Origin of the sequence: Streptomyces sp. NPDC016469 (genome assembly GCF_040632905.1) — a bacterium.
Lineage (GTDB): Bacteria > Actinomycetota > Actinomycetes > Streptomycetales > Streptomycetaceae > Streptomyces.
On sequence record NZ_JBEYCQ010000051.1, the window covers coordinates 1 to 24,931 of the forward strand.

Consider the following 24,931-nt stretch of genomic DNA (forward strand, 5'->3'; position numbering starts at 1 on the left):
GCCCTCCCCTCGCCCCCCCCCCTTGGGTTCAAATTTTTGGTTTTTCCCCGGGGCCGGCCCGGCCCCCCGGGGGGGGGGGGGGGGGCCGCCCGCGGCCGCCCCGGCACCCCTGACGCCTCCGACGGAAGGACGAATCATGCCGACAGAGGCACGTGGCGACGACGTCTACCAGCCGCAGGACGACGGCCAGGACCCGCCCAACGACGACCTCGACCTGGAGAACACGCTCGGCGAGCGTGGTCTGGACGACCAGATGGAGGAGGGCTACTCGCCGCCCGAGCGCCCCCTCGGCGTCGACAAGTACGGCACGACGGGCGAGGAGGAGCGCCGCGGCGAATCCCTCGACCAGCGCCTGGCCCAGGAGGTCGAGGACGTCGAGCCGCCGGACGGCGACGGCATCGGGGACCTGGACGACGGCGAGGGCGAACCCCTGGAGCCGGAGGAGGGCGAGACCCGCTCGGGCCGGCTGAGCGCGGCGGACGAGCTGCCGGGACGGCGCACCGACGTCTACGCCGACGACGTGGGCATCGACGGCGGCGCGGCCTCGGCCGAGGAGGCCGCCGTGCACACCACGGACGAGGAGGAGGAGCAGGGGCGCGAGGGCTGATCTCGCGGCTCACCGCTCCGGTCCGGCCGCCCCGGACCATGCGCGTACAGGGAGGGTTGTCGGTGCTGGGGAACGGGAAGACCGCCGGCCGCCGGGCGGCGGCCGTGCGGGAACGACTGGGGGCGCTGGCCCCCGACGTACGCCTCCCCGACCGGTATCAGCTGGTGCAGTCCCTGAAGGCCGCCGCCGCTGCCGCCCTCGCCTGGGCGCTCACCGGGTGGTGGCTGGCGGCGCCGATGGCGCTGATGGCTCCCTGGGCCGCCGTCGCCCTCGTGCAGGGGACGGTCTACCGGTCGCTGCGCTCGGCGGTCGAACTGCTCGCGATGATGGCCTGCGGCACCCTGCTCGCCGCGGGCGCGGCGGCGGTCACCGGGAACACCATGGCGGCCATGCTGATCGCGCTGCCGCTCACCGTGCTCCTCGGCAACTGGCTGCCGGTCGGCGAGCAGGGCCTCTACGCGCCCACCACCGCCCTGTTCGTCCTGGCCTACGGGACCTACTCGCTGCCCGCCGTGGGACACCGACTGCTGGAGACGCTGGTGGGGGCCGTCGTCGGGATCGCGGTGAACGCGATCGTCCTGCCGCCGGTGCACTCGCTGCACGTGAGGACTCTCGCATGCGCGCTGCCGAGGAACTGCTCCCGGCTGCTGCGCGAGCTGAGCGAGGGCATGGCCGAGGAGTACGACGAGGAGCGGGCGGAGCGCTGGCACCGGGCCGCCGGGGAACTGCCCGGCGCGCTGTCGGACCTGCGGGCGGCGCGCGGGTGGGCGACGGAGAGCTTCCGCTTCAACCCGGGGCACCGGATGCGCCGCAGCACTCCCTCGCCCTCCGAGCGGTGGGACGTCGTCTGGGCGCAGGTGGTGAACCGGCTGCTGGCCCTGACGCTGACGCTCTGGGAGACCGCGTCGGAGCGGCGCGGTCTGCCCCGTCCGCCGGCCCGGTCCCTGGAGGACCTGAGTGCCGTCATGGCCGCCGCTTCGGAGGTCTGCGCGACCGACGCGACGATCATGGAAGAGGGCCCGGACGACGGCTGCCTGGAACAGCGCGCGCGCCAACTCGCCGGGGCCCGGCACGCCCTGGCCGAGGCCAAGGGGCAGTTGCGCGGGCCCGGTCCCGACGCCGGCGCATCGCTCGGCAGCCTGGTGGCCGGCTGCCAGGCCCTGCTGGACGACCTGACACCCGGCGAGGACGGCTCGGCGCTTCTCGCCGGCGCCGCCCGCACCGGCCGGATCTGAGGAGTACGCATGGCACGGACGGACCGCATCGCTCAGCCCTGGGGCGCCCGGACCCCGTACGGTCCCGGTGAACCCTGGCCCGTACGGGTGGACACGCGGCTCGCCGACGGGGTGACGCCGGATCAGGTCGAGCGGTGGGCGCAGTCGGCGGCGACCCTGCACTCCAACGGGGACGGGCTCGACATCGCCGTGAAGGACGGGCGGATCGTCGGGGTGCGCGGCCGGGCCCAGGACCGGGTCAACCACGGCCGCCTCGATCCGAAGGACCTCTTCGGCTGGCAGGCCAACGGCTCGCCCGACCGGCTGACCCGCCCGCTGGTGCGCGAGGGCGGCCGGCTCGTGGAGAGCGACTGGGACACCGCGATGGACAGGGTGGTGCGGCGCACGAAGGAACTCCTCGATGAGCAGGGGCCGTCGGCGGTGGGGTTCTACACCTCGGGCCAGCTCTTCCTGGAGGAGTACTACACGCTCACGCTGATCGCCCGGGGCGGTATCGGCACCAACCACCTGGACGGCAACACCCGGCTGTGCACCTCGACGGCCGCCGAGGCCCTGAAGGAGTCGTTCGGCAGCGACGGGCAGCCCGGCTCGTACACGGACATCGACCACGCGGACACGATCGCGCTGTTCGGGCACAACATGGCGGAGACGCAGACCGTGCTGTGGGCGCGTGTGCTGGACCGGCTGGCCGGGCCGAACCCGCCGTCCGTCGTCTGCGTCGACCCGCGCCCCACCCCGGTGGCGAGGGCCGCGACCGTACACCTGGCGCCGAAGCCCGGGACGAACGTCGCCCTGATGAACGGCCTGCTGCGGGAGATCGTGGAGAACGGCTGGACCGACCAGGGTTACCTGGACCGCAACGTCGTCGGCTTCGACGAGCTGAGGAAGCGGCTGGACGCCTACACGCCCGAGCGTGTGGCGGACGTCTGCGGAGTCCCGGCCGAGCGGATCCGGGAGGCCGCCCGCCTGCTGGGCACGGCCGAGCGGCTGCTGTCGACGGTGCTTCAGGGCTTTTACCAGTCCCACCAGGCCACCGCGGCCTCGGTCCAGGTCAACAACCTGCACCTGGTGCGGGGCATGCTCGGCAAACCGGGCTGCGGGATCCTCCAGATGAACGGCCAGCCGACGGCGCAGAACACCCGCGAGTGCGGTGCCAACGGCGACATGCCGGGGTTCCGCAACTGGGAGAACGACGCCCACATGGCCGAGCTCACCCGCCTGTGGAACCTGGACCCGCTCCGGGTGCCGCACTACGGCCCGCCCACGCACGCGATGCAGATGTTCCGGTACGTGGAGGAGGGCTCCATCCGGATGCTGTGGGTCAGCGGCACCAACCCGGCGGTGTCACTGCCGGAGCTGCGGCGCATCCGCTCGGTGCTCGCCCAGGAGCGGCTGTTCCTCGTCGTCCAGGACGCCTTCCTGACGGAGACGGCGCAGCTCGCGGACGTGGTGCTGCCGGCGGCGGTCTGGGGCGAGAAGACGGGCACCTTCACCAACGCGGACCGTACGGTGCACCTGTCGGAGAAGGCCGTCGAGCCGCCGGGGCAGGCCAGGCCGGACCTGGACATCTTCTGCGACTTCGCGCGCAGGCTCGGTCTGCGGGACAAGGACGGCGGCCCGCTGGTCCCGTGGAGCGACCCGGAGGCGGCGTTCGAGGGCTGGAAGAAGTGCAGCCGGGGCCGTCCGTGCGACTACACGGGCATCACGTACGCGAAGCTGCGCGGCGGGAGCGGCATCCAGTGGCCGTGCGACGAGCGGCGTCCGTACGGTACGGAGCGGCTGTACGCGGACGGCGCGTTCTGGAGCGACCCGGACTACTGCGAGAGCTACGGGCGTGATCTGGTGACCGGGGCGCCTCTGGAGGAGACCGAATACCGGGCGATGAACCCGTCGGCGAAGGCGGTCATCAAGGCGGCCGAGTATCTGCCGCCCCACGAGCCGCCCGGCGAGGAGTACCCGTTCTCGCTGATCACCGGGCGGACGCTCTACCACTTCCACACCCGGACCAGGACCGCGCGGGCCCCCCAGCTCCAGGCCGCCGCCCCGGAGGTGTGGGTGGAGGTCTCCGCCGGTGACGCGGCCTCGTACGGCATCGAGGAGGGCGATCGGGTGGAGGTCGCGACGCCACGCGGCTCGGTCCGGGCGGCGGCGCGCGTCAGCGGCATCCGGGACGGGGTGCTGTTCCTGCCGTTCCACTACGGCTACTGGGACACCGACGGCGGGTTCGAGCCGAAGGGCGACGGGCGCGCCGGCAACGAGCTGACGCCCACCGAGTGGGACCCGGTCTCCAAGCAGCCGCTGTTCAAGACCGCCGCCGCCCGGCTGCGCCGGCTCGGGCCCACCGGCTCCCCCGCCCCGGCACCCACCACCACGGCGTCGGCTCCGGTCCCCGGCGCGGCCGTGCCCGCGACCACGGGCGGCGGCGCGGGCGGGGCGGACGAGGAGTCGCACGCGTACCGGGAGGAGATCCGATGAAGCTGGACCTGGTCCTCAAAGAGGTGCACCACGGGGAGAACGCGCTCGCGGTGCGGCTGATGCGGCTCTCCAGCACGCATGCCACCGACCACGAGGTGCACCATGTGGCCCGCGACCTGGCCGCCTGGTCCCGGCAGCACGTACGGGAGCTGGCGGAGGCGGCCGTCGATCACGGTGTCGACCTCTCCCCCGAGCCGAAGGAGGAGTCCCCGGCCGCGGCCTGGCTGCGGGAGAAGGGCGGCGAACTCGTCGGACGGCGTCCCGAGACCGGTCTGCTGCTCCTGCGGGATCTCCGCGACACCTATCTGAAGGCGGCGGCCGTCTCCGTGGACTGGGAGCTGCTGGCCCAGACGGCCCAGGCCGCCCGCGATCAGGAACTGCTCGACCTGACCGAGCGCTGTCACCCGCAGACCCTGCGCCAGCAGCGCTGGACGAACGCGATGATCAAGGTCGTCTCGCCGCAGGTCCTGACGAGCTGACCGGCTCCCCCGGCGGCCGGCCCGGTGCGGAATCGGGTGCGGGCGCAGGGGTGAGCGCGTGCGCGGGCCGGGACGCGGGCGCATCGTTCTAGAGGGCCCCCGGCGAAGGAGCGCCGCATGCCGAGTCTCGACTGGAAGACACCCGTCGCGGGCGCGCCCTGCTGGGTGAGTCTCACGACCCACGATCTGCGGGCCGCGCGGGCCTTCTACGGCCGGGTGATGGGCTGGGAGTTCCACGACAGCAGCCTGGGCGACGACTTCGTACTGGCGCGTGCGCACGGCAGGGCGGTCGCCGGCATCGGGGACTGCCCCGGTACCGGCGGCCCGCCCCCGGCCTGGATTCCGTACTTCGCCGTGCCGGGCGCGGACGGTACGGCCGACCGCATCCGGGAGCGAGGCGCCACGCTGGCCGTGGGCCCGCTGCCGCTGGGTGAGGGGCGGGCGGCGATCGCCGCCGACCGGGAGGGGGCCGTCTTCGGCTTCTGGGAGGGCCCGGCACCCGTGTGGGCCGACGGACCGCGCGCCCCGGCCAGGGTGGATCTCCAGTCGCGCCACGCCTTCGAGGCGGCCATCTTCTACGCGGAGGTCTTCGGCTGGGCGAGGCCGCACAGCCGGTGCGCCGTCGAGTACGCGGGGGATCGCGTCCTCGTACGGGCGGGCGGCCACATCGTCGTGACGCTGCGTGGCGGAGGGGTGGAGCACGCTCCGGACCCCCGGGTGCGGACCCGCTGGATCGTGGACTTCCTGGTGCCCGACAGCACACGGACGGCGGAGGCCGCGGTGGCAGCCGGGGGCGAAGCGGCACCGGTGGAGGGTGTGCCGGGGACCGCGTTCGTGCTCCGCGATCCGGAGGGCGCGCTCTTCACGGTCTCGGACCGCTGACGGGGCTGTGCGGGGCTGCGTGTGAGCAAGCACACGAGGGTGCGAAATCGCTTGCGGTGACTGGGCTTTGCGGGCGTCGAGCCATGCCGCGAGGGCCTGGGCCGAGGTCCCCGGATGCTGCCTCGGCGGGATGTCTGTGAAGATTTAACGGCCGACGGGCAGCCGTCCGTCCGCCCTTCGCAGCCGAGGCATTACCGCGACACCGTTCCGTAATCCGACGCGTGCTGCTCCACCGCCCCCGTCGGAAAAGTGCTCCCCCGTGCCTCCTGCCGCCTCCGTTCCCGAGTCCGCCCGGAAGACGCGCCGCCTCGACAGCAGCCCCTGGCGATGCCTGGCCGTTCCCAGCATGCGCTGGTGGTCCGCCGCCAACCTGGTGTCGAACACCGGGGCGTGGATGCAGCTCACCGTGCAGAACCTGCTGGTGCTCCAGATCACCGGTTCGGCGGCGGCGACGGGCCTGTCCCTCGCCGTCCAGGCCGGACCGGGACTGCTCCTCGGCGTCTTCGGCGGTGCCGTGGTGGACCGCTGGCCGCTCAAGGTGACCGCCGCGGTCAGTCAGGCGGTGCTCGCCGTGATCGCGTTCTCGACGGCCGCCCTGATCGGGGCCGGGCTGCTGAACATGCCCGTGCTGCTCGTCCTCGCGGCGATCACCGGCATCGTGAACACCATCGACGGGCCCGCGACCTCGCTCCTCGGCAACGACCTCGTGCCCCGGACGGACGTGCCCTCGGCCATCGCGCTCGGATCGATGGTGCACAGCGCCGGGCGGCTCGCCGGGACCGCGCTGGCGGCGGTGGCCGTAGGGACGCTCGGCACCGGGTCGGCGTACGTGGTCAACGGCATTTCCTTCCTCTGCGTCACCGCGGTGATCCCCTTCCTGCGGCCCGCCGGGGAGGCGGCCGCGATCCGGCGGCCGTCCCCCGAGAAGCGCCCCGCACCGGCGAAACGGGCGCCCGGCGGGGACGCCCGGGCCGGGGTGGCCTACTTCCTCGGGAAGCCCGGGCTGGTCGCCCTGGCCGGGATCACCGCGGTCAGCTCGGTCTTCGGCCGGAACTACCAGCTGACGCTCGCCGTGCTGGTCATCGGCCCGCTCAGCGCCGACGAGAGCGACTTCGGCACGGTCTCCACCGTGCTGGCCGTCGGCGGCATCCTGGGCGCCGTGGTCGCCGGGCGGCTGCGCAACCCGACCGTGCGCCTGGTGGGCGTCCTCGCCGCGTGCGGCGGGCTCCTCCAGGTCGCGGCGGGCCTCGCCCCCGGGCTCATGGTGCTCATCGCGCTGGTCATCCCCATGGCCGTGGTGGAGTCCGTGTCCGACACGGCCGGGTCGACCGTGCTGCAGACCGAGCCCGAACCCGAGATGCGCGGCCGCGTCCTCGGCGTCTGGCGCAGCGCGAGCACCGGATGGCAACTGGCGGGCCCGCCCCTGCTCGGGCTGCTGGTCGAATTCGCGGGCGCCCGGGGCACGCTGGTCGCCGGCGGACTGCTGATCGCCGGCGCCATCGCGGCCGGTGGGCTGCGCGCCCGCGCGGTGGCCCGGAAGGCGGCCGTCTCGGACCGGCCCGTCCTGCCCCAGGAGCCGGTGCCGGCCCCGGTGTCCGTACCCGCGCTGACCCCGGTCGCCTGAGCCGGGGACCGTGGGCCCGGTGTGCGGCCTGTGCATGTTTGAAGGGGCTTTGTACGGGAATGGGCCAGGGGTGCTTCGGACAAGAGGCGCGCCCGTGGGAGCTCCGCTCCGGGTGCCACCTGTCCGGCGGAGGCTCCCACGGCGGTCCTGACAGGCGACGCCGAGGAGTGAACACCATGGCAGGTGCCCGACAGACTGCCCCCGCCCGACACCGGGACGTACCGCCGGAAACAGCGGCGTTCCACCGTCTGCGGACCCTGCCCGACGGCCCCGAGAAGGACGAACTGCGCCGAGCGACCGTCTGCGCCTGGCTCCCCATGGCCCACCGGCTCGCCTCGCGCTTCCGCGACCGCGGTGAGCCCCTGGACGATCTGCGCCAGGTGGCGGCGATCGGCCTCGTCAAGGCGGTGGACCGGTACGACCCGGGGCGCGGCAAGGCGTTCGAGACGTACGCCATCCCCACGGTCGTCGGCGAGCTCAAGCGCCACTTCCGCGACCACACCTGGGACGTCCATGTGCCGCGCCGGGTCCAGGACCTGCGCAACCAGGTCCGGGTGGCCCGCCGCGACCTCGGTCAGACGCTGGGCGGGCGGCTGCCGACCGAGGCGGAGATCGCGGCCGTGACCGGGCTCTGCACCGAGGACGTCCGGGCCGGTCTGGAGGCCCTGGACAGCTACCGCACGCTGTCGCTGGACGCCGAGATGCCCCGGGCGAAGGACGGGTCCTGCCTCGCCGACACGCTGGGCCTGTGCGACCACGCCCTGGACGTCGCGGTCGACCGCGAGGCCGTGAAGCCGGGGCTGCGCAGTCTGCCGGAGCGCGAGCGCACCATCCTCTACCTGCGGTTCTTCCGCGACATGACGCAGGACCGGATCGCCGAGACGCTCGGCATCTCGCAGATGCACGTCTCCCGGCTGATCGCCCAGTGCTGCGAGGAGGTACGCAGGCAGGCGCTCCAGGAGGCGGCCGGTCAGCCGACGTAGCGCCGCGCGGTCCCCTGCCGCTGGGCCCGTTCCAGCGCGGCGAGGCGCCGTTCGATGTCCGGTGGTACGGGGCGGCGCTGGCGCAGCACCCAGGGCAGGCCGCGTCCGGCGTGGGCGAAGGCGCGCAGCGAGGCCCGGTCCCTGGGAACGGTGGCCAGCAGGTGGAGGGTGCGGCGCAGCGCGGAGCCGGCCGGGCGGCGCAGCCAGGTGAACCAGAGCGTGTTGCGCAGTCCGAGCACGCGCCGGGCGGTGCTGTCGCGGACGGTGGACGCCGCGTGGTGGATGACCATCTCGGGGACGTACGCGAGCCACCACCCGGCCCGCATCAGGTCGGTGGCCATCAGCTCCTCCTCGCCGCCGAGCCAGAGCCCCGGGTGGAAGCCGCCCGCCTCGCGGAACGCCTCGGTGCGCATCACGGTCGCCGCCGCCAGGAACGAGCCGATCGCGGGGCCGGGGAGCCAGGACGGGCCGGTGAGCGGTGAGTCGCGCAGCTCGGCGACCACGGGATCGTCCTCGCCCGCGGGCTCGACGACGATCCGCGCGGTGACGGCCGCCAGGCGCTCGTGGGCGTCGAGCCGGTCGGCCGCGATCCGCAAGGCGCCCGGGTCCCACCAGGTGTCGTCGTCGCAGAAGGCCACATACGGCGTACGGACCTGGCGGACGGCGAGGTTCCGGCCGACGGCGCCCAGGTTCCGGCCGGGGGTGAGCAGCCGCACGTCCGGGAAGTCCCGCGCGACGGCCTCGGCCGTGCCGTCCTGTGAGGCGTTGTCCGTGACGACGACGGCCGGCCGCTCCGGGAGCCGGCTCAGCAGACGCAGGGTGCGCAGCAGCTCGGCGCGGCGGTCGCGGGTGATGATCACCACCGTGACGCGGGGGTCGGGGACGGGCGGGGCGCCGGGGCTCATCGGTCGTCTCCGTTCGGCGGGGCGCTCTCCAGGAGCTGGATCTGGCTCTCGACCCAGGGCGGCAGCTCTCTGCGCCGGCGCAGGGCCGCGGGGAGCCGTGCCACGACCTGTCGCAGGGCAGGTCCGGCGCCGGGCCGGCCGCGGGCCCAGGCGCCGGTCAGCCGGGCGGTCTCGCGCAGGGCGACCGTGAGGGGCCGTCTCAGCCAGGCCGTGAGGAGCGAATTGCGGAGGACGGCGACGGTGCGACCGGGGCGCTCCCCCGGGTCGGGTCCGTGGTGGGCGACCAGGGTGGGTTCGTAGACGACGCCCCAGCCCGCGGCCGTGAGGTCGTAGGCGAGCAGGGTCTCCTCCGCGCCGAAGAAGAGGAGGCCGTGGTAGCCGCCCGCGTCGAGGAAGGCGGAACGGCGGACCACGGCCGCGCATCCGAGGAAGCCGAGCACCGGGGTTCCGGGCAGATCCGCGCGGCCGGGGAGCGGCGAGGCCGCGAGGACCCGGTTGAGCGGGTCCGGTTCGCCCGTGGGGTGCACCAGGGTGCGGGAGGCCAGCAGGCCCAGCTTCGGGTATGTGTCGAAGAGGGCTTCCGCGGTCTTGAGGGCGCCCGGCGCCCACCAGGAGTCGTCGTCGCTGAAGGCCACGTAGGGCGTGGTGGCCCGGCGGGCGGCGAGGTTGCGGCCGAGGGCGCCGGTGTTGCGGCCCGGGGAGAGCAGCCGCGCCCCGCCGGGGTGGTGGCGCACCGCTTCGCCGGTGCCGTCCGTCGATCCGTTGTCGACCACGAGGACGGGCGGTCTCTCGGGCAGGGCGGCCAGCCGGTCCAGGGTTCTGAGCAGGCTCTCGCGGCGGTTGCGCGTGATGATCGCGACGGTGGTCCGGCCCTCCCCCGCGGCTGGTTCGCCGGCGCGCTCAGCCATGCCCGGCCGCCTCCTTCGCAGCCCCGCCCCGGTGCAGGGCGGCCAGGGCGCTGCCCAGCACCTCGTCGGCGGTGATACGCAGGAGCAACGGGTCCGGGGTGGCGGCGTGCGGGTCGCCGGGCGGGCCCGGGTGCCAGAGCGCGGTGTGCCGGCGGTCCGGTGGCGGGCCCCAGAGCGAGGGCGCGACCGGGCCGAACAGGGTCACGGACCGGGTGCCGTGTGCGAAGGCGAGGTGGGCCGGTCCGGTGTCGCCGCTGATGAGGAGGGCGGCGCGGGCGACGAGCGCGGAGAGGCCGTCGAAGGAGAGGGTGCCCGCGAGCACGTCGGCGGGGTGGAGTGCGGCGCGTCCGGCGACCTCGGCGCACAGCTCCTCCTCGCCCGGGCCGCCGCTGACGACGACGCGGTGTCCGGCGTCCCGGATCGCCGCCGCGACGGCCGCGTACCGCTCGGCGGGCCAGCGGCGGGCCGGGGCGTCGGCGCCCGGGTGGACGACGACGGCGCGCGGTGCCGGGGAGGGCGCGGCGGGCGGCGGGACGCGGACGTCGGCGGGGTCGGCGGGGATGCCGTACCCGGTCAGGAACCGGCACCAGCGCAGCCGCTCGTGCTCGTCGCGCCGCCAGCGGGGCGGGTCGGGGTGGTCCGCTTCGGGGCGGGCGAAGGAGAGCGTCCGGCCGGGTCCGAGCGCGGCGAGGGCGTCGTGGCTGAGGGGGCCGTTGCCGTGCAGGTCGATGGCGACGGCGGGCGGCGGGCCCGGCCAGTGGTCCAGGGAGGGGACTTGGCGGCCGTTCTCGGGCGTGGCGAAATGGACGTCCACGGTTCCGGTCGCGCGGACGGCCGCCGCCAGGCTGCCCGGGGCGGCGAGCACCGTCTCGTACTCCGGGAAGGCGCGTCGTACGCCCCGCAGCGCCGGCACCGCCGCCAGCAGGTCGCCGAGGCCGAGGGCGCGCAGGACGAGAACGGCCGGGCGGGTCTCGGCCACCGGGCTCACCGTCGGGTGGGGGCGCCGGGGCGGCCGGCGGCCCGCTCGACCAGGCGGGTGCTGGAGCGTCCGTCGAGGTAGGGCAGGAGCACCACCTGGCCGCCCCAGCTCTCCACGAGGGCGGTCTCGGGCAGGTCGGTGAGGGCGTAGTCGCCGCCCTTGGCCCAGATGTCCGGGCGCAGTTCGTCCAGGAGGCGTTCGGGGGTGTCCTCGTCGAAGACGGCGACGGCGTCCACGCAGTCGAGTGCCAGCAGGACGCGGGTCCGGTCCTCGGCCGGCACCACGGGCCGGCCGCCGCCCTTGCGGCGCCGGACGGAGGCGTCGGAGTTGACGCAGACGACGAGGCAGTCGCCGGCCCGGCGGGCGGCCTGGAGGAGTTCGACATGTCCGGCGTGCAGCAGGTCGAAGCAGCCGCCGGCCGCGACGACGGTACCGCCCCGCTCGCGGACGCGCCGCACGAGTGCGTGGGCGTCGCCGGGCCTGCCGGCCGCCTCGGCGGGCCCCGCGTCCCGGAGCACCGCGTGGGCGCCCCCGGCGGACACGAAGCGGGCGGCGGCCTCGACGGCCTCGCGGACGGCGAGTTCGACCAGGTCGCCGTCCGCGAGGCGGCCGGCCACCGCGACGGCGAAGCTGTCCCCGGCGCCGCAGCAGTCGCCGCTCGCCCGCCAGGGTGCGGGCACCAGGAGCGGGGGGCCGCCCCGCGACAGCAGGGCGCCGTGCTCGCCGAGGGTCACCGCGACCGAGGTGACCCCCCACTGCTCCAGCAGGGTCCGGGCGTCCGCCGACGCCTGGCGCAGGACATCGCGGTGGTCCTCGGGGCGCGCGGGGGCGGCGGGCCCCGGATTCCCGGCGAAGTGGCGCGCCTCGGAGGCGGCGGGGGTGGCCAGCCGGGTGCCGGGGACGGGCGGGCCGCCGGCCGGGTGCGGGTCCCAGACGACGGGGATACGGGCGGCCCGTGCGGTCAGTGTCTTGCGCAGGGCGTCGGCGGTGCCCCGCCCGTAGTCGGCGACGAGCACCGCCCCGGCGTCCGCGAGCGCCCGTTCGGCTCCGGCCGACGGGCCGGCGGCGCGCCCGTCCCCCTCGTCCAGGCGCAGCAGGGGCCGCCCGTCTGCCATGAGCCGGGTCTTCTGCGACAGGGGCCCGTCGAGCGGGACCTCCACCAGGCGGACCCGGTCCCTCAGCAGGTCCCGGACCGTGTGGGACGCCTCGTCGTCGCCGAGAGCGGTGACGAAGGTGATCTCCCGCCCGTCGGCGGCGGCGAGGCAGGCCGCCAGGGCGGCGCCGCCGGGCCGGGTGCGGTGTTCGGCGCCCGCGACGACGGGGACGGGGGCGTCGGGGGCGAGCCGTTCGGCGCGGCCCGAGACGTCCTGGTCGAGCAGCGAGTCGCCGACGACGACGAGGGGTGCGGGGCCCTTCACGAGGCGTCCTCCTCGGCGGGGGCGCCCGTCACCGGGCGGGCGGCGGTGCGGGCGGCGATCTCGCGGTCGAAGCTCTCGCAGATCATGTGGACGGCGACGAGGTGGAGTTCCTGCACGGTGGCCGATCCGGCGGCCTCGACGCACAGCGACTCGTCGCTCGTCGCGGAGAGCGGGTTGGGTCCGGGCCCGGTGAGGGACCAGACGGGCATGCCGATGCGCATGGCCTCCTGGGCGGCCTCCAGCAGGTTGGCGCTGGCGCCGCTGGTGGACAGGAGCATGAGGATGTCGCCGCGGCGGCCGTGGGCGCAGGTCTGCCGGGCGAACACCTCGTGGACGCCGTAGTCGTTGGCGATGGCGGTGGTCGAGGAGGTGTCGGCGTGCAGCGCGATCGCCGAGTAGGCGGGGCGGTCGTCGCGGTAGCGGCCGACGAGTTCGGCGGTGAGGTGCTGGGCCTGGGCGGCGCTGCCCCCGTTGCCGGCGACGAGGAGCCGGCCGCCGTCGGACAGGACGCGGGCCAGGGTCTTGCCCCAGCGTTCGGTGACGCCGGCGGCGCGGCGGAAGGCGGGGAGGGCGCGGGCGAGGTCGTCGCAGTGCTGGCCGGGGGCGATCAGCTTCATCGTGCCACCTCCGAGGGCTGGGGGGTCCGGACGAGTTCGGCGTAGACGCGGGAGACTCCGTCGGTCACCTCGTCCCAGGTGAACCGGGCGAGCGCGTGGGTGCGGCCGGCCGCTCCGTAGCGGGCGCGCCGGGCGGGGTCGGCGAGCAGGTCGCGGACGGTGGCGGCGAGGTCGTGGCCCTCGTCGTCGGCGGACGGCACGAGCGTGCCGGTCACGCCGTCCATGACGGTGTCCAGCTGCCCCCCGACGGCGGTGGCCACCACGGGAGTGCCGCAGGCCATCGCCTCGATGGGCACGATGCCGAACGGTTCGTAGCGGGGCAGGGACAGCAGCAGGTCCGCGCTGGACATGAGATGGGGCATCAGGCCCTGCGGTACGCAGCCGAGCAGCCGGACCCGCTCGGCGACCCCGTACTCCGCGGCGACCTTGCGCAGCCGTTCGGCCTCCGGGTCGGCGAACAGGAGCGGGGCGTCGGGCCCGCCCGCGATGAGCAGTTCGGCGTCGGGGACGCCGGCGAGGGCCTTGATGGCGCGGTCGAAGCCCTTGCGGGGGACGAGCCGGCCGACGGAGAGCAGCCGGTGCGGGGCGCCGGGCGGCCGGTCGGCAAGGGGCACCGGGGCGAAGTGCTCGGTGTCGACGCCGCAGGGCACGACGCTGATCCGGGAGCGCGGGATGCCCATGGCGGTCAGCTCGTTGAGCTCGTCCGCGCAGGTCGCGATGATCCGGTGGGCCTCGCGGCCGATCCGGGTCTCGATGTCGACGCGCTCGGGCGGGCTGGTGTCCTCGCTGCCCTGGTGACGCTTCTTCACCGTGCCGAGGGCGTGGTAGGTCTGCACGACGGGGACCCCGCCCTCGCGGGCCCCGGCGAGGGCGGCCAGGCCCGACATCCAGAAGTGGGCGTGGACGACGTCGGGGCGGTTGAGCCGCCAGAGCCTGGCCAGGTAGGCGCCGAAGTCCGGCATCCAGGCGAGCAGGTCGTCCTTGGGCACGGCCGTCGGCGGGCCGGCCGGTACGTGGACGACCTTCACGCCCGATTCGGTCCGCACCAGGGTCGGTTTGTCGGGCCGGTCGCGGCGGGTGTAGACGGTGACGTCGTGCCCCCTGCGGGCCAGGCATCCGGCGAGCTGGGCCACGTACACGTTCTGTCCGCCGGCGTCGGGGCCGCCGAGTTCGGCGAGCGGGCTGGCGTGCTCGGACACCAGGGCGATCCGGGCGGGTCGCGGCATGGGCTGCGTCATCGCGTGACCTCTTTCATGAGTCGGTCCCAGTCTTCCAGGAAGCGCTGGACCCCGTACCTGGCCCGGGCCGCTTCCCGTGCCAGGCGGCCGCTGTGCTCGGCGTGGGCGTGGTCGGCGGCGAAGTGGCGCAGGGCGTCGGTGAGGACCTCGGGCCGGTTGGAGACGACTCCGGCGCCGGGCGGCACCGCTTCGCGCACTTCCGTGGTGCCGAGTGCGACCACGGGCATGCCGAGGAACATGGCCTCCAGCAGGGAGAGCCCGAGCGAGGTCCACCGCACCGGGTGCAGATAGACCCGGCGGTGGGCCATGGCCCGGTGGAGTTCGTCCTGCGGGAGGTCGAAGGTGCGGCACTGCGCCCCGGTGAGGCCGAGGTGGTCCGCCAGCCCCTGCGTACGCATGCCGAAAACGTCCAGCGGGACGGTGGCGGCGAAGGCGGGCAGCAGGTCGGTGCCGGTGGTACGGGCGCGCCGCACGGGCTCGTTGACGACCACGGCGGCCCGGGGCTCGGTGCCCGTCCACTGGGGCCCGGGGTCGATGATGCCGTGTTCGATGACGCTGGTGGGGGCGCGGCCGTTGTCCCACATCAGGCGGTTGAAGTGGGTGACGTGCACGACGGGGATGTCGGACCGGTCGGCGAGCGTGTGCCGGGTGTCCACGGGTGTCTCGTGCGGGCTGTTGTGCTCGACGTACACGGCGGGCACGTCCCGGCCGGGGCGTCTGCCGGTCCACTCGTGGGTGAGCGCGATCTCGTGCGGGCGTTGCAGGACGACGAGGTCGATGCCGGCGTCGCGGAGTTCGGCGGGGGTGCGCTCCTGGACGGAGGCGGGCCAGTCCCAGGTACGGGCGCGGCCGAGGCCGTCGGGCCCCCGGTCGGGGGTGACCGGCACCAGGTAGGTGTGCGGGCCCTGGACGAAGGAGGTCAGCCACGAACCGTGGACGTGCCAGATGAGGATGTTCACGCTCTCTCCTTCCGGAGCTTGTGCACCGCGCTCACCACGTCGTGCGCGGTGACGCCGTTGAGGCAGGGGTGGCCCGGCTCCGGGCAGTGCACGGCCCTGGTGTCGGCGCAGGGGGCGCGCTGGTCGCCGAGGAGCACGAAGGGCACGCCGAAGGGCGCCCAGCGCGACGCCGGCACGACGGGCGCGAAGAGCGAGACGACCGGGGTGCCCACGGCGGCGGCGAGGTGGGCGGGTCCGGTGTTGCCGCTGACCACGGCGTCGGCGTGGCGCAGCACCCCGGCGAGGGTCCGGGGGCTGGTACGCCCCCCGAGGTCCACGGCCACGTCGCCGCTGACGAGCCGGGTGAGGGCGGCCTCGGCCGGTCCGCCGGTGACGACGACGCGGTGTCCGGCGTCGGCCAGCTCCTGGACGGCCTCGGCGTGCCTGCCGGAGTCCCAGGCCCTGGCGGGGGCGCTGGCGCCGGGGTGGACGACGACGTAGGGGCCGTTGCCGGTGAGCGCGGCGGTGTCGGGCGGCGGCAGGACGCGCAGCCGGCCGTTGTCGCCGGCGGGGAGGGCGAACCCCATGGCGACGGCGAGGTCGAGGGCGGCCTCGGCCTCGTGCCGGCCGGGGAGCCGCCGGTGGCGTACGTCGAGCAGCCGGCCGGGATGGTCGACGCTGTCGGCGCCGATCCGGGCCACCCCGGCCATGCGCAGCAGCAGTGCCGCCGGCAGCGGGCTCTGGTGGAACGACGTCAGCACGAGTGCGGTGTCGTACGCACCCCTGCGCAAGGTGGTGAGGAGGCCGGGGACGTCCGCCTCGTCCACGGTCGGCGGGTCGGTGCCCTCCCAGGGCGCCTGCCAGACGATGACCTCGTCCACGCCGGGGAGCAGCCGCGCGGCGGGTTCGCCCAGCGGCCCGCAGACCATGGTGACGTGCGTGGCGCGTGCGGCGACCGCGCGGACGGCGGGCCCTGCGAGCAGCACGTCACCGAAGCTGTCGAGTCGTACGACGAGCGCCCTCATGTGGTCCGCCCCTTCACGCGGGCGGCCGTCCCGGCGGGGTGCGGGCGGGCGAGCAGGCGGCGGACGGCGGTGAGGAGGTCGGGCGCGGGGTCCGCCTCCGCCCGGGTCTCCTCGGGCCTCGTCCGGGCGTTGGGTACGAGAATGCCTTCGGCACCGGCGGCCCGGGCGGCGAGCACGTCCGCCGCGATGTCGCCGATGACGGCGCAGTCGCCGGGGCGGACGCCGAGCCGCCCGGCGGCCTCGACGACCAGGCCGGGCAGGGGCTTGCGGCAGGGGCAGCCCTCGTCGGGGCGGTGCGGGCAGTAGGCCCAGACGTCGAAGGGGCCGGTCAGCTCGTCCACGCGGGCGTTGACCCGGCGGACGTCCTGGTGGGTGAGCAGTCCGCGTCCGATGCCGGACTGGTTGCTGACGACGCCGGTGGGTATGCGGGCCTCGCGCAGCAGCCGTACGGCGTCGGCGGCCCCGGTCACCGGCCTGACCAGGTCCGGGTCGCCGTTGTAGGGGACGTCGTGGACGAGGGTGCCGTCCCGGTCGAAGAGCACGGCGGCCGGCCGGGTGCGCGGGGCGGTGCGGCAGGGCTGGGAGCTCATCCGGCGCCTCCCCAGGCGGCGGCCCGGCGGTGGCGTATGCCGCCCAGGCCCCGGTGCAGTACGGCCAGGGGCGGGATGACCACGCTGGTGGAGAGCATGGTGGCGACCTCGGCGCCGGTCCGGGGCCCCGGCGCGATGCGGGCCCAGGCGAACTCGGCGGTCCCGGCGGCCCACAGCGCGCCCGCGACCGCCGCCGCCCGGCGCCGCCCGGACAGGGCCAGCGCGGCGGCGGCCAGTCCGGCGGCGGTGACCGCGAAGTGGCCGGGCAGCCGGCCCCGGGGGGCGTCGGCCCTGGTCCACCAGTCCGGTCCGTGGAGGCGGTTCATCAGGGCGTCGTCCGCGTTGCCGCGCTGGGTGCGCACGGAGACCCAGCGGTCGGCGGGGCGGACGGGGTGCACGGTGGAGCGGGTGCCCCGGGCCAGCGTCCAGCCGCCGCTCATCAGGCGCAGGGCGAGGTCGGCGTCCTCCCGGAAGGCGCGCGGGAAGCGCTCGTCGAACCCGCCGGCCCGGCGCACGGTCTCCGTGCGGTAGGCCATGTCGGCGGTGGCCCAGGCGGCGTCCTCCAGGCCGGCCGTGCAGCGCTCCCAGTCGGTGGGCCTGCGGTCGTCGGGCAGCGGGACCATCAGCCGGCCCTGCACCCCGGCCATGCCGGGTCCGGCCTGTCCGAGGTCGTGGGCGAGCAGCGCTCCCCAGCCGGGGCGCACCTGGACGTCGTCGTCCAGGAAGACCACCCACGGCGTGGCGACCTGGCGCAGCCCGGCGTTGCGGGCCGCCGCCGGGCCCCGGCCGCCCGTGGTGAGGACCGTGACGCGGTCCGCGAGCACCCCGGCCGGGGTGGGGTCGAGCGGGGGGTCCGGGACGGGGCGGTCGTCCACGAGGAAGATCGCGCGCGGCGGGGGGACGGCTGCCTCGGCGAGGGCGGACAGGCAGGCGCCGAGGCAGGGGCGGCCGATGGTGGGGACGACCACGGAGTAGGGGTCGGCGCCCGGCACGTCCCGGGCCCCGTCCGGCGCGGCGGTCGTCACGCGCTGTTCCGCGTCTCCGGCCGTCATGTGAACGCCTTCGAACGGCGGACGAGGAACGGCCCGATGGCCAGCAGGTCGACCGGGGCGGAGCCGAAGCACTCCAGCGCCTCGCGCGGGTGGTCGACCATGGGCCGGCCGGCGGTGTTGAGGCTGGTGTTGACGACGACCGGGAGCCCTGTGCGCTCCTCGAACGCCGTGAGCATCCGGGCGACCAGCGGTTCCGAGGCCGTGTCCACGGTCTGGATGCGCGCGGTGCCGTCCACGTGGACGACGGCGGGGATGCGGGGCTTCCACTCCTCGGCGACCTCGTGCACGAAGAGCATGTACGGGCTGGGCATCGGTCCGTCGAAGAGCTCGGCGGCCCGTTCGGCCAGCACCATGGGGGCCACCGGGCGGAACTCCTCGCGGCCCTTGACCGCGTTCAGCCGTTCCAGGTTCTCGGCGCGCCCGGGGTGGGCGAGCAGGGAGCGGTGGCCGAGCGCCCGGGGGCCGAACTCGCTGCGCCCCTGGAACCAGGCGACGATGCCGTCCTGCGCGAGCTCCTCGGCGACGGCCGCGGCGACGTCCTCGGGCTCCTCGAAGGGCAGCGCCGCCGTTTCGAGCATGCGGCGCAGTGCGTCGTCGCTCCAGCCCCGGCCGAGCGCGGCGGTGGTCATCGGGGCGACCGGGCCGTGCTCGGCGGAGACGTGGAGGGCGGCGCCCAGCGAGGTGCCGGCGTCGCCGGCGGCCGGCTGGACCCAGACCTCGTCGAAGGGTCCCTCGCGGTGGATGCGGGCGTTGGCGACGCAGTTGAGGGCGACGCCGCCGGCGAGCGCGAGGCGGGTGGCACCGGTGCGTTCGTGGAGCCAGGAGGCCAGGTGGAGGACGGTCTCCTCCAGGCACCGCTGGGCGCTGGCCGCGAGGTCCGCGTGCTGCTCGGTGTACGGGCCCCCAGGCCGGCGCGCCGGTGCGAACTCGCTCCACGGGACGCCGGAGGCGCGGAAACCGCCGCCTTCGGTGTGGTGGACGTACTCGGCGAGCCGCTGGGCGAACACCGGCTTCCCGTAGGAGGCGAGCGCCATCACCTTGAACTCGTCGCTGCTGCGCAGGAATCCGAGGTGGTCGGTCAGCTCCTCGTAGAACAGGCCGAGGGATTCGGGCAGCGGCTGTGTGCTGAGGATCTCCAGGGCGCCGTCCTGGTAGTGCCCGGCGAGCTGGGAGGCGCACTCGCCGCGCCCGTCCAGGACCAGGACCGCGCGGTCGCCCGGTGGGGCGGCGAGCCCGGCGGAGGCGGCGTGCGCGACGTGGTGGGGGACGAAGCGCACCTTGTCCGGGTCGAGGCCGGGCAGTGCCTCGGCGAGGAATTCGGGAGCGCGCCGGGCGTAGGTCTGGCGCAGCTCGTCCCAGGGGTCGTGGAGGCCCATCCGCTCGGCGGGGCGCGCCAGTTCGGGGTCGTACGAGTAGGCGACCGCGTCCAGGTCGGCGGGGTCCAGACCGGCGTTCTCCAGGCACCACCGGGCGGAGAGCTCGGGCAGTTCCCAGGCGGAGAACGGTACGGGCCGCTTGCCGTGCTTGCGCCGGCTGAAGCGTTCCTCCTCGGCCGCGGCGACGGTCTTCCCGTCGATGACCAGAGCGGCCGAAGGATCGTGGAAAAGGGCGTTGATGCCGAGCACGCGCATGCGCCGGCCTCCTTCAGAATTCGCGGGCCGGGATTTCGGCGGGGGAATCGTCCGGCCTACCGGGGAGCGAGGCGAAGAACGCGATGGTGCGTTCCAGTCCCTCTTCCCAGGAGACGCGGGGTTCCCAGCCGAACATCTCCCGCACCAGGGTGGTGTCGGGACGCCGCCGCTCGGGGTCGTCCACGGGCCGGTCGATGTAGTCGATCCGGCTGGCGGAACTGGTCAGTTTGACGATCCGGCGGGCGATTTCCCGTACGGTCGTCTCGTCGCTGCCGCCGATGTTCACCGGCCGCACGGACTGGCTCGCGGCGACGCTCAGTACGCCGTCGATGGTGTCGTCCACATAGCACAGGGACCTGGTCTGGCTGCCGTCCCCGGCGACGGTGAGCGGTTCTCCGGCGAGTGCCTGACTGATGAAAGTCGGCACGGCACGGCCGTCGTGGGCGCGCATGCGGGGACCGTACGTGTTGAACAGCCGCACGATTCCGGCATTCGTGCCCTTCGCGGCGGCGTGCGCGGTCACCAGCGCCTCGGAGAACCGTTTCGATTCGTCGTACACGCTGCGCGGCCCCACGGGGTTCACGTTGCCCCAGTAGTCCTCGCGCTGCGGGTGTACCAGCGGGTCGCCGTAGACCTCGGAGGTGGAGGCGAGCAGCAGGCGCGCCCCGTCCCTGGCGGCGATGCCGAGCATGTTGCGGGTGCCCAGGCTGCCGACGTCCAGCGTCTCCAGCGGCATTCTCAGATAGTCGGCGGGTGAGGCGGGGCACGCGAAATGCAGCACGAGGTCGTAGGGCCCGCTCAATTCCCTTGCGCAGGAAGCGTCGGAGATGTCCAGCGGAAAGAACCGGAACGACTTGTCCTCTTCCAGGTGTGCGATGTTCCGCAGTGATCCGGAGGCGAGGTTGTCGGCGCAGTCGACCACCACTCCCCCGGCCAGCAGGCGTTCGCACAAATGCGAGCCGAGAAAACCGGCACCGCCTGTCACCAGGGCGTGCCGCCAGGGCAACCGATCGGGTTCTGAGGACGTCACGTGCCCCATCTCCTTTCAGCCATCGCTTCTCCCCCCATGGATCCTGCCGGAGTAATCCATCCGCGCACCTTCGGGACTACCGTTGGAATGAATCCGGGAACAGGAGGCGACCATGGCGCGGAGCCTGGACGGCGTTCTCGACCCGCTCCTGCGTCCGCGCAGTGCGACGGGCCGTGTACTGGTCACCGGGTGGTTCAGCTTCCCGGACGGTGAGGTGACCGCCGGTGACTTCCTCGCCGAGCGGGCGGTGTCCGACGCGCTGGGCCGTTTGGGTGTCCCGCACGACTCCGCCTGGAGCCCGCACTTCGCCCCCGGCGCCCTGACCCTGGAGGCCGCCCGCCCCGGCCGGTACGAGCAGGTGCTCTTCGTCTGCGGTCCGGTGCACGGGGACCAGCTCACCCGGCTGCACGAGCGCTACGCCTCGTGCCGGCGGACCGCGGTCGGGGTGAGCGTGGTGGACGGGGAATCCCCGGCGGTGCGCGGGTTCGACCGGATCGTGGCCCGCGACCGCGACGGCAAGGGCCTCCTGCCCGACCTGGCGCTCTCCGCGCGCACCCGGCCGGACAAGCCCGTGGTGGGCGTCGCCCTCACACATGGCCAGGGCGAGTACGCGCGGCGGCGCGAGCACGACCGGGTCGCCGAGACGCTGTACGGCTGGCTGCCCACCAAGGACTGCGCGCCGGTCGCGGCGGAGACCCGGCTGGCCCACGGCGACTGGCGGCTGTGCCGGACCGGCGACCAGTTCCTCGCCCTGCTCGGCCGGCTGGACCTCATGGTCACGGACCGCCTGCACGGCATGGTCCTGGCGCTGAGCATGGGGGTGCCGGCCCTGGTGGTGGATCCGGTACGCGGCGGAGCCAAGGTGTCCGCGCAGGCGAGGGTGGTGCGCTGGCCCGCGGTGATCCCGGGCGAGACGCTGACCGCGCGGGCGCTCGACTCGTGGTGGACGTGGTGCCTGTCCCCCGCCGGCAAGGCGGCCGCCGAGCGCCGGCGCTCACTGTTCCGCTGACGGCCGCCGCGTCAGTTGGCCTGGCCGATCGGCCGGACCACCAGCGTGTTCACGTCCACGCCGCGCGGCTGCGAGATCGCCCAGACGAGCGTGTCCACCAGCTGCTCGGCGGAGATCATGGGACCGGCCGCCGCCGCACCGCCGGGACGCTCGTCCCAGAACGGGGTGAGGACGCGGCCCGGTGCGATCAGCGTCGTACCGACGCCGTACCCGGTGGTCAGCATGCGCACGTTCTCCGCGAGACCGGTCACCGCCCACTTGGTCATCGAGTACAGGTTGCCGGGCGTGTTCTTGTACCCGGCCACGCTGCCGATGAGCACGATCCGCCCCCGCGACTCCTTGAGCGCCGGGAGCGCCGCCCGGACCAGGAGGGCAGGCCCCAGCACGTTCGTCAGGACCATGCCGCGCCACTTCTCCGGGTCGCCGGTCTCGACGTGGGCGTCGGCCGAGTACCCCGCGTTGGCGATGGCGTGGTCGAGCCGGCCGAACGTACGCACGGTCTCCTCGACCGCCGCCGACACGTGCGTCCAGTCCCCCGCGTCTCCCTCGAAGGTCAGCAGCCGCTCACCCGCGTCCGTCTCCTCGGCCAGCACGGCCAGCTTCTCCGCGCTGCGCCCGGTCGCGGCGACCCGGTGTCCGAGGGCGAGGAGCCTGCGTACACTCTCCGCGCCGATGCCGCTGGAACCGCCGGTGATGAAGGTGACGGGCACTTCGGCGTCCCGCGTGGACGTGTGGTCGTCGCTGGTCATGATCTCCCCGTGTGCGTCCTGTGCCGCGCTCGTCGGCGCGCCGCTGTCCTTGTCGCGCCCGACGCTAGATCGCCGGGGGCGGGCGCGTCCACCGAGGGGGCGGGCGGCTACCAGCCGCGGCGCGGCTGCACCGGGCCGAGTCTGGCGGTGAGGGCCGCGAGGAAGACCGGAAGTTTGTCGACCATCGCCCTGGGGACGGGTGTGGACTGGACGGTGCCCTTGCTCACGTCCTCCACGACGAGGGTGTAGGTGCCGTTGTCCTCGATGAGTTCGGCGGCGAACAGCAGTGTCTGCGTGGAGGTTTCCATCAGCGCTCCCGGGAGGACTCGTTGAGCCACGCCGACCACGCCTCGGTGGCCCGCTGTTCGTCCGCGTCCTCGGCGAAGAGGTGGTGGCCGAGCCAGATCGGTACGTTCCAGGTGCTGCCGTTGAAGAACCGGTACAGCGCGTCCGGGCCGCGCAGGCCGACGAAGTCGGTACTGAGCCAGTCCACGGTCACCTCCACCGGCTCGGGGCCCAGGAGTGCGAACCGGTCGCCGACGGCCGCGTCGTCGGCCAGGCCGAGGCGGCGGCGCAGGGCGGCGAAGTCGGCCGGGTCGGCGGTCGGTCCGGGGCGGTGGGCCCGTACGTACACGGCGGGTCGCCCGGCGAAGTGGCGGAGGTATTCCGTCAGGGCGTGCTGGTGGAAGTCGACGTACTTCTCGGCGACGTCCGTCTTGGCGTCCCAGTTCCAGGCATCGTCCACCACACCCGTGTGCACCCAGTGGATGCCCATCCGCAGCTGGCTCGTGCCGTCGTCGGCCGGCTCGACGCGGTAGCTGAGCGTGTTGGAGAACCCGCCGTCCTGGGTGGCCCGCAGCGCGAGGTGGTGCGGCGGCTCCCAGCTCACGACGGTGGCGTCGCCCCGGGTGACCTTTCCGCCGACGCGCGGTTCGATCTCCATCGGGTAGAGCCAGCCGAGGTTGCCGGCGGCGGTGGCGACCGCGTCCCAGACCTGCTGTGGTGCGACGGGCAGGTCCTGCTGCCTGCGGACTTGGAATTCTCGGGCCATGGTCGGTGCTGCTCCTTCGTCGTCGTTCGTGGTCAGTAGGTGAGCGGGAGGGCGTTCAGCCTTCGCTGCAGCGGGTTGGGCCGCCAGTCCAGCTCGGCTCCGTCGGCCGGCCGCAGCCCCGGCAGCCGGCGCACCAGCGTGCCGACGGCCACCTCCGTCTGGAGCCGGGCCAGCGGACCGCCGAGGCAGAAGTGCGGGCCGTGGCCGAAGCTGAGGTGGCGGTTGCCGGGGCGGGTCAGGTCGAGCCGGTCGGGGTCCTCGAAGCGTTCGGGGTCGCGGTTGGTGGCACCGAGGAAGAGGTACACCAACTCGCCCTCGCGCAGGGTCCGTCCGCCGATCTCCAGGTCCTGCGCGACGACCCTGACGATCGCCTGGGTCACCGTGTCGTAGCGGGCCAGCTCCTCGACCGCGCCGCGCATGAGCCCGGGGTCCTCGCGCAGCCGGGCCAGCTGGTCCGGGTGGCGCAGCAGGGCGAGCACGCCGTTGGTGATGAGGTGCGTGGTGGTCTCGTCGCCCGCGGTGATGAGGACGAAGCAGGTGGAGAGCAGTTCGGAGTCGGTGAGCCGGTCGTCGTGCGTCTGGGTGGCGACCAGGGCGCTGATCAGGTCGTCGCCGGGTTCGCGCCGGCGCCGGCGGATGAGCCCGGAGAGGTAGTCCTCGTACTGGTCGATCGCCGCCTCGGACTTGGCCAGATCCTCGCTGAGCCGGCCGAAGCGGCGGAACCAGTCCCTGACCCGCGGCCGGTCCTCCTCGGGGATGTCGAAGAGTTCGCAGACGACGGACATGGGCAGCGGGGAGGCGACCGCCTCGATCAGCTCCATCTCCGGACCGGCGTCGACCGCCGCGTCGATGAGCCGGTCCACCAGGGTCTCGACGCGGTCGCGCAGGGCCTCGACGCGGCGGGCGGTGAACGCCCGGTTGGCGAGTTTGCGCAACCGGGCGTGGTCCGGCGGGTCGGTGTTGCTCATCACCCGGCCGAGTCGGTCGGTGAGCCGGCTGAACTCCTTGAGGTCGCCGCCGAGCGCGCTGTAGGCCCGGGTCATCCTGTCCCGGTCGTTGGACAGCCGCAGGTCGCCCAGTGCCGCCTCGACGTCGGCGTACCGGGTGAGGTACCAGACGCCCTGGGGGCTGCGGTGGACCGGGTCCTCGCGCCGCATGCGGGCGTAGAGCGGGTAGGGGTCGCGCCGGGCCTCGGGGGTGAGCAGGGCGGCGCCGAGGTCGTGGACCGGGGCGGGGCCCGCGGTGCCGCGGGCCCCGGCCAGGGTTTCGGTGGAGGTCATGTCGGCCGTGTTACCGCTGGGCGTCCATGGCGTCGGCGAGGCTCTTGGGCCGCATGTCGGTCCAGTTCCGCTCGATGTGTTCCAGGCAGGCGGCGTGGGTGTCGGGGCCGTGGGCGACGGTCCAGCCGGCGGGGACGTCGGCGAACTGCGGCCAGAGCGAGTGCTGGTTCTCGTCGTTGACGAGGACGAGGAAGGTGCCGTCCTGGTCGTCGAAGGGGTTGGTCAT

Annotated in this window: 25 protein-coding genes; 8 read left to right on the forward strand and 17 right to left on the reverse strand. The window is 74.5% G+C overall.

All coding sequences use genetic code 11. From position 1 onward, the window contains the following. Positions 1-136 precede the first annotated feature (136 nt). The 7 genes from ABZ565_RS33635 (at position 137) to ABZ565_RS33665 (ending at position 8,285) form a co-directional block, all read left to right on the forward strand. Positions 137-607: a DUF5709 domain-containing protein gene (locus ABZ565_RS33635; RefSeq protein WP_361035593.1), complete on the forward strand. Its 471-nt coding sequence runs from the start codon at positions 137-139 to the stop codon at positions 605-607. Between the two features lie 62 nt (positions 608-669). Continuing rightward, complete coding sequence (locus tag ABZ565_RS33640; protein WP_361035596.1) at positions 670-1,842, forward strand: aromatic acid exporter family protein; 1,173 nt, start codon at positions 670-672, stop codon at positions 1,840-1,842. A 9-nt stretch (positions 1,843-1,851) separates the two neighbouring features. Next, complete coding sequence (locus ABZ565_RS33645) at positions 1,852-4,317, forward strand: nitrate reductase (RefSeq protein WP_361035599.1); 2,466 nt, start codon at positions 1,852-1,854, stop codon at positions 4,315-4,317. Next, a complete protein-coding gene (locus tag ABZ565_RS33650) occupies positions 4,314-4,796 on the forward strand; it encodes a hypothetical protein (protein WP_361035601.1) in 483 nt (160 codons plus the stop codon). The genes ABZ565_RS33645 and ABZ565_RS33650 overlap by 4 nt, the downstream gene beginning before the upstream one ends. 117 nt (positions 4,797-4,913) lie before the next feature. Continuing rightward, the gene (locus ABZ565_RS33655) at positions 4,914-5,678 is read left to right on the forward strand and encodes a VOC family protein (protein ID WP_361035604.1); all 765 of its coding nucleotides are present in this window, start codon (positions 4,914-4,916) and stop codon (positions 5,676-5,678) included. 259 nt (positions 5,679-5,937) lie between these two features. Then, positions 5,938-7,302 (forward strand): MFS transporter, encoded by a 1,365-nt coding sequence (locus ABZ565_RS33660; RefSeq protein ID WP_361035607.1) that lies wholly within the window; start codon positions 5,938-5,940, stop codon positions 7,300-7,302. A gap of 176 nt (positions 7,303-7,478) precedes the next feature. Then, entirely contained in the window at positions 7,479-8,285 is an 807-nt protein-coding gene (locus ABZ565_RS33665) for a SigB/SigF/SigG family RNA polymerase sigma factor (RefSeq protein WP_361035610.1), read from the forward strand. On the opposite strand, the gene ABZ565_RS33670 is transcribed toward ABZ565_RS33665, so the two are convergent. Genes ABZ565_RS33670 through ABZ565_RS33725 form a run of 12 tightly spaced genes read right to left on the reverse strand, consistent with a single transcriptional unit; the run spans position 8,273 to position 20,616 of the window. Next, entirely contained in the window at positions 8,273-9,190 is a 918-nt protein-coding gene (locus ABZ565_RS33670; RefSeq protein ID WP_361035613.1) for a glycosyltransferase, read from the reverse strand. The two genes, ABZ565_RS33665 and ABZ565_RS33670, sit on opposite strands and share 13 nt — an antisense overlap. Beyond that, positions 9,187-10,098 (reverse strand): glycosyltransferase, encoded by a 912-nt coding sequence (locus ABZ565_RS33675; RefSeq protein ID WP_361035616.1) that lies wholly within the window; start codon positions 10,096-10,098, stop codon positions 9,187-9,189. The genes ABZ565_RS33670 and ABZ565_RS33675 overlap by 4 nt, the downstream gene beginning before the upstream one ends. Next, positions 10,091-11,077 (reverse strand): glycosyltransferase family 9 protein, encoded by a 987-nt coding sequence (locus ABZ565_RS33680; RefSeq protein WP_361035619.1) that lies wholly within the window; start codon positions 11,075-11,077, stop codon positions 10,091-10,093. Before ABZ565_RS33680 ends, ABZ565_RS33675 begins: the two co-directional genes overlap by 8 nt. A gap of 5 nt (positions 11,078-11,082) precedes the next feature. Beyond that, positions 11,083-12,495, reverse strand: coding sequence for a D-glycero-beta-D-manno-heptose 1-phosphate adenylyltransferase (gene rfaE2, locus ABZ565_RS33685; protein ID WP_361035621.1), 1,413 nt, complete (start codon positions 12,493-12,495; stop codon positions 11,083-11,085). Beyond that, on the reverse strand, positions 12,492-13,112 hold the full coding sequence (locus ABZ565_RS33690) for an SIS domain-containing protein (RefSeq protein ID WP_361035624.1): 621 nt from the start codon (positions 13,110-13,112) through the stop codon (positions 12,492-12,494). Before ABZ565_RS33690 ends, rfaE2 begins: the two co-directional genes overlap by 4 nt. Next, on the reverse strand, positions 13,109-14,350 hold the full coding sequence (locus ABZ565_RS33695) for a glycosyltransferase (RefSeq protein WP_361035627.1): 1,242 nt from the start codon (positions 14,348-14,350) through the stop codon (positions 13,109-13,111). The genes ABZ565_RS33690 and ABZ565_RS33695 overlap by 4 nt, the downstream gene beginning before the upstream one ends. After that, entirely contained in the window at positions 14,347-15,309 is a 963-nt protein-coding gene (locus tag ABZ565_RS33700) for a glycosyltransferase (RefSeq protein WP_361035630.1), read from the reverse strand. Before ABZ565_RS33700 ends, ABZ565_RS33695 begins: the two co-directional genes overlap by 4 nt. Next, on the reverse strand, positions 15,306-16,313 hold the full coding sequence (locus ABZ565_RS33705) for a glycosyltransferase family 9 protein (RefSeq protein ID WP_361035633.1): 1,008 nt from the start codon (positions 16,311-16,313) through the stop codon (positions 15,306-15,308). Before ABZ565_RS33705 ends, ABZ565_RS33700 begins: the two co-directional genes overlap by 4 nt. Continuing rightward, positions 16,310-16,903: an HAD family hydrolase gene (locus ABZ565_RS33710; protein WP_361035636.1), complete on the reverse strand. Its 594-nt coding sequence runs from the start codon at positions 16,901-16,903 to the stop codon at positions 16,310-16,312. The genes ABZ565_RS33705 and ABZ565_RS33710 overlap by 4 nt, the downstream gene beginning before the upstream one ends. Next, positions 16,900-17,955, reverse strand: coding sequence for a glycosyltransferase (locus ABZ565_RS33715; RefSeq protein ID WP_361035639.1), 1,056 nt, complete (start codon positions 17,953-17,955; stop codon positions 16,900-16,902). The genes ABZ565_RS33710 and ABZ565_RS33715 overlap by 4 nt, the downstream gene beginning before the upstream one ends. Beyond that, entirely contained in the window at positions 17,952-19,586 is a 1,635-nt protein-coding gene (locus tag ABZ565_RS33720) for a carbamoyltransferase C-terminal domain-containing protein (protein WP_361035642.1), read from the reverse strand. Before ABZ565_RS33720 ends, ABZ565_RS33715 begins: the two co-directional genes overlap by 4 nt. A gap of 13 nt (positions 19,587-19,599) precedes the next feature. Then, positions 19,600-20,616: an NAD-dependent epimerase/dehydratase family protein gene (locus ABZ565_RS33725; RefSeq protein ID WP_361035645.1), complete on the reverse strand. Its 1,017-nt coding sequence runs from the start codon at positions 20,614-20,616 to the stop codon at positions 19,600-19,602. Between the two features lie 112 nt (positions 20,617-20,728). Between ABZ565_RS33725 and ABZ565_RS33730 the strand changes: the two genes are divergently transcribed. Next, on the forward strand, positions 20,729-21,625 hold the full coding sequence (locus ABZ565_RS33730; RefSeq protein WP_361035648.1) for a polysaccharide pyruvyl transferase family protein: 897 nt from the start codon (positions 20,729-20,731) through the stop codon (positions 21,623-21,625). Positions 21,626-21,636: 11 nt separating this feature from the next. On the opposite strand, the gene ABZ565_RS33735 is transcribed toward ABZ565_RS33730, so the two are convergent. From ABZ565_RS33735 to ABZ565_RS33755, 5 genes are all read right to left on the reverse strand, one after another. Further along, positions 21,637-22,374 carry an SDR family oxidoreductase gene (locus ABZ565_RS33735; protein WP_361035651.1) on the reverse strand — a complete coding sequence of 246 codons (738 nt, stop codon included), beginning with the start codon at positions 22,372-22,374 and terminating at the stop codon, positions 21,637-21,639. 107 nt (positions 22,375-22,481) lie between these two features. Then, positions 22,482-22,682 (reverse strand): hypothetical protein, encoded by a 201-nt coding sequence (locus tag ABZ565_RS33740; protein ID WP_361035654.1) that lies wholly within the window; start codon positions 22,680-22,682, stop codon positions 22,482-22,484. Then, a complete protein-coding gene (locus ABZ565_RS33745; protein WP_361035657.1) occupies positions 22,682-23,425 on the reverse strand; it encodes an SRPBCC domain-containing protein in 744 nt (247 codons plus the stop codon). The genes ABZ565_RS33740 and ABZ565_RS33745 overlap by 1 nt, the downstream gene beginning before the upstream one ends. 32 nt (positions 23,426-23,457) lie before the next feature. Further along, positions 23,458-24,705 (reverse strand): cytochrome P450, encoded by a 1,248-nt coding sequence (locus tag ABZ565_RS33750; protein ID WP_361035660.1) that lies wholly within the window; start codon positions 24,703-24,705, stop codon positions 23,458-23,460. 10 nt (positions 24,706-24,715) lie between these two features. After that, the gene (locus ABZ565_RS33755) at positions 24,716-24,931 is read right to left on the reverse strand and encodes an MbtH family protein (protein WP_164398960.1); all 216 of its coding nucleotides are present in this window, start codon (positions 24,929-24,931) and stop codon (positions 24,716-24,718) included.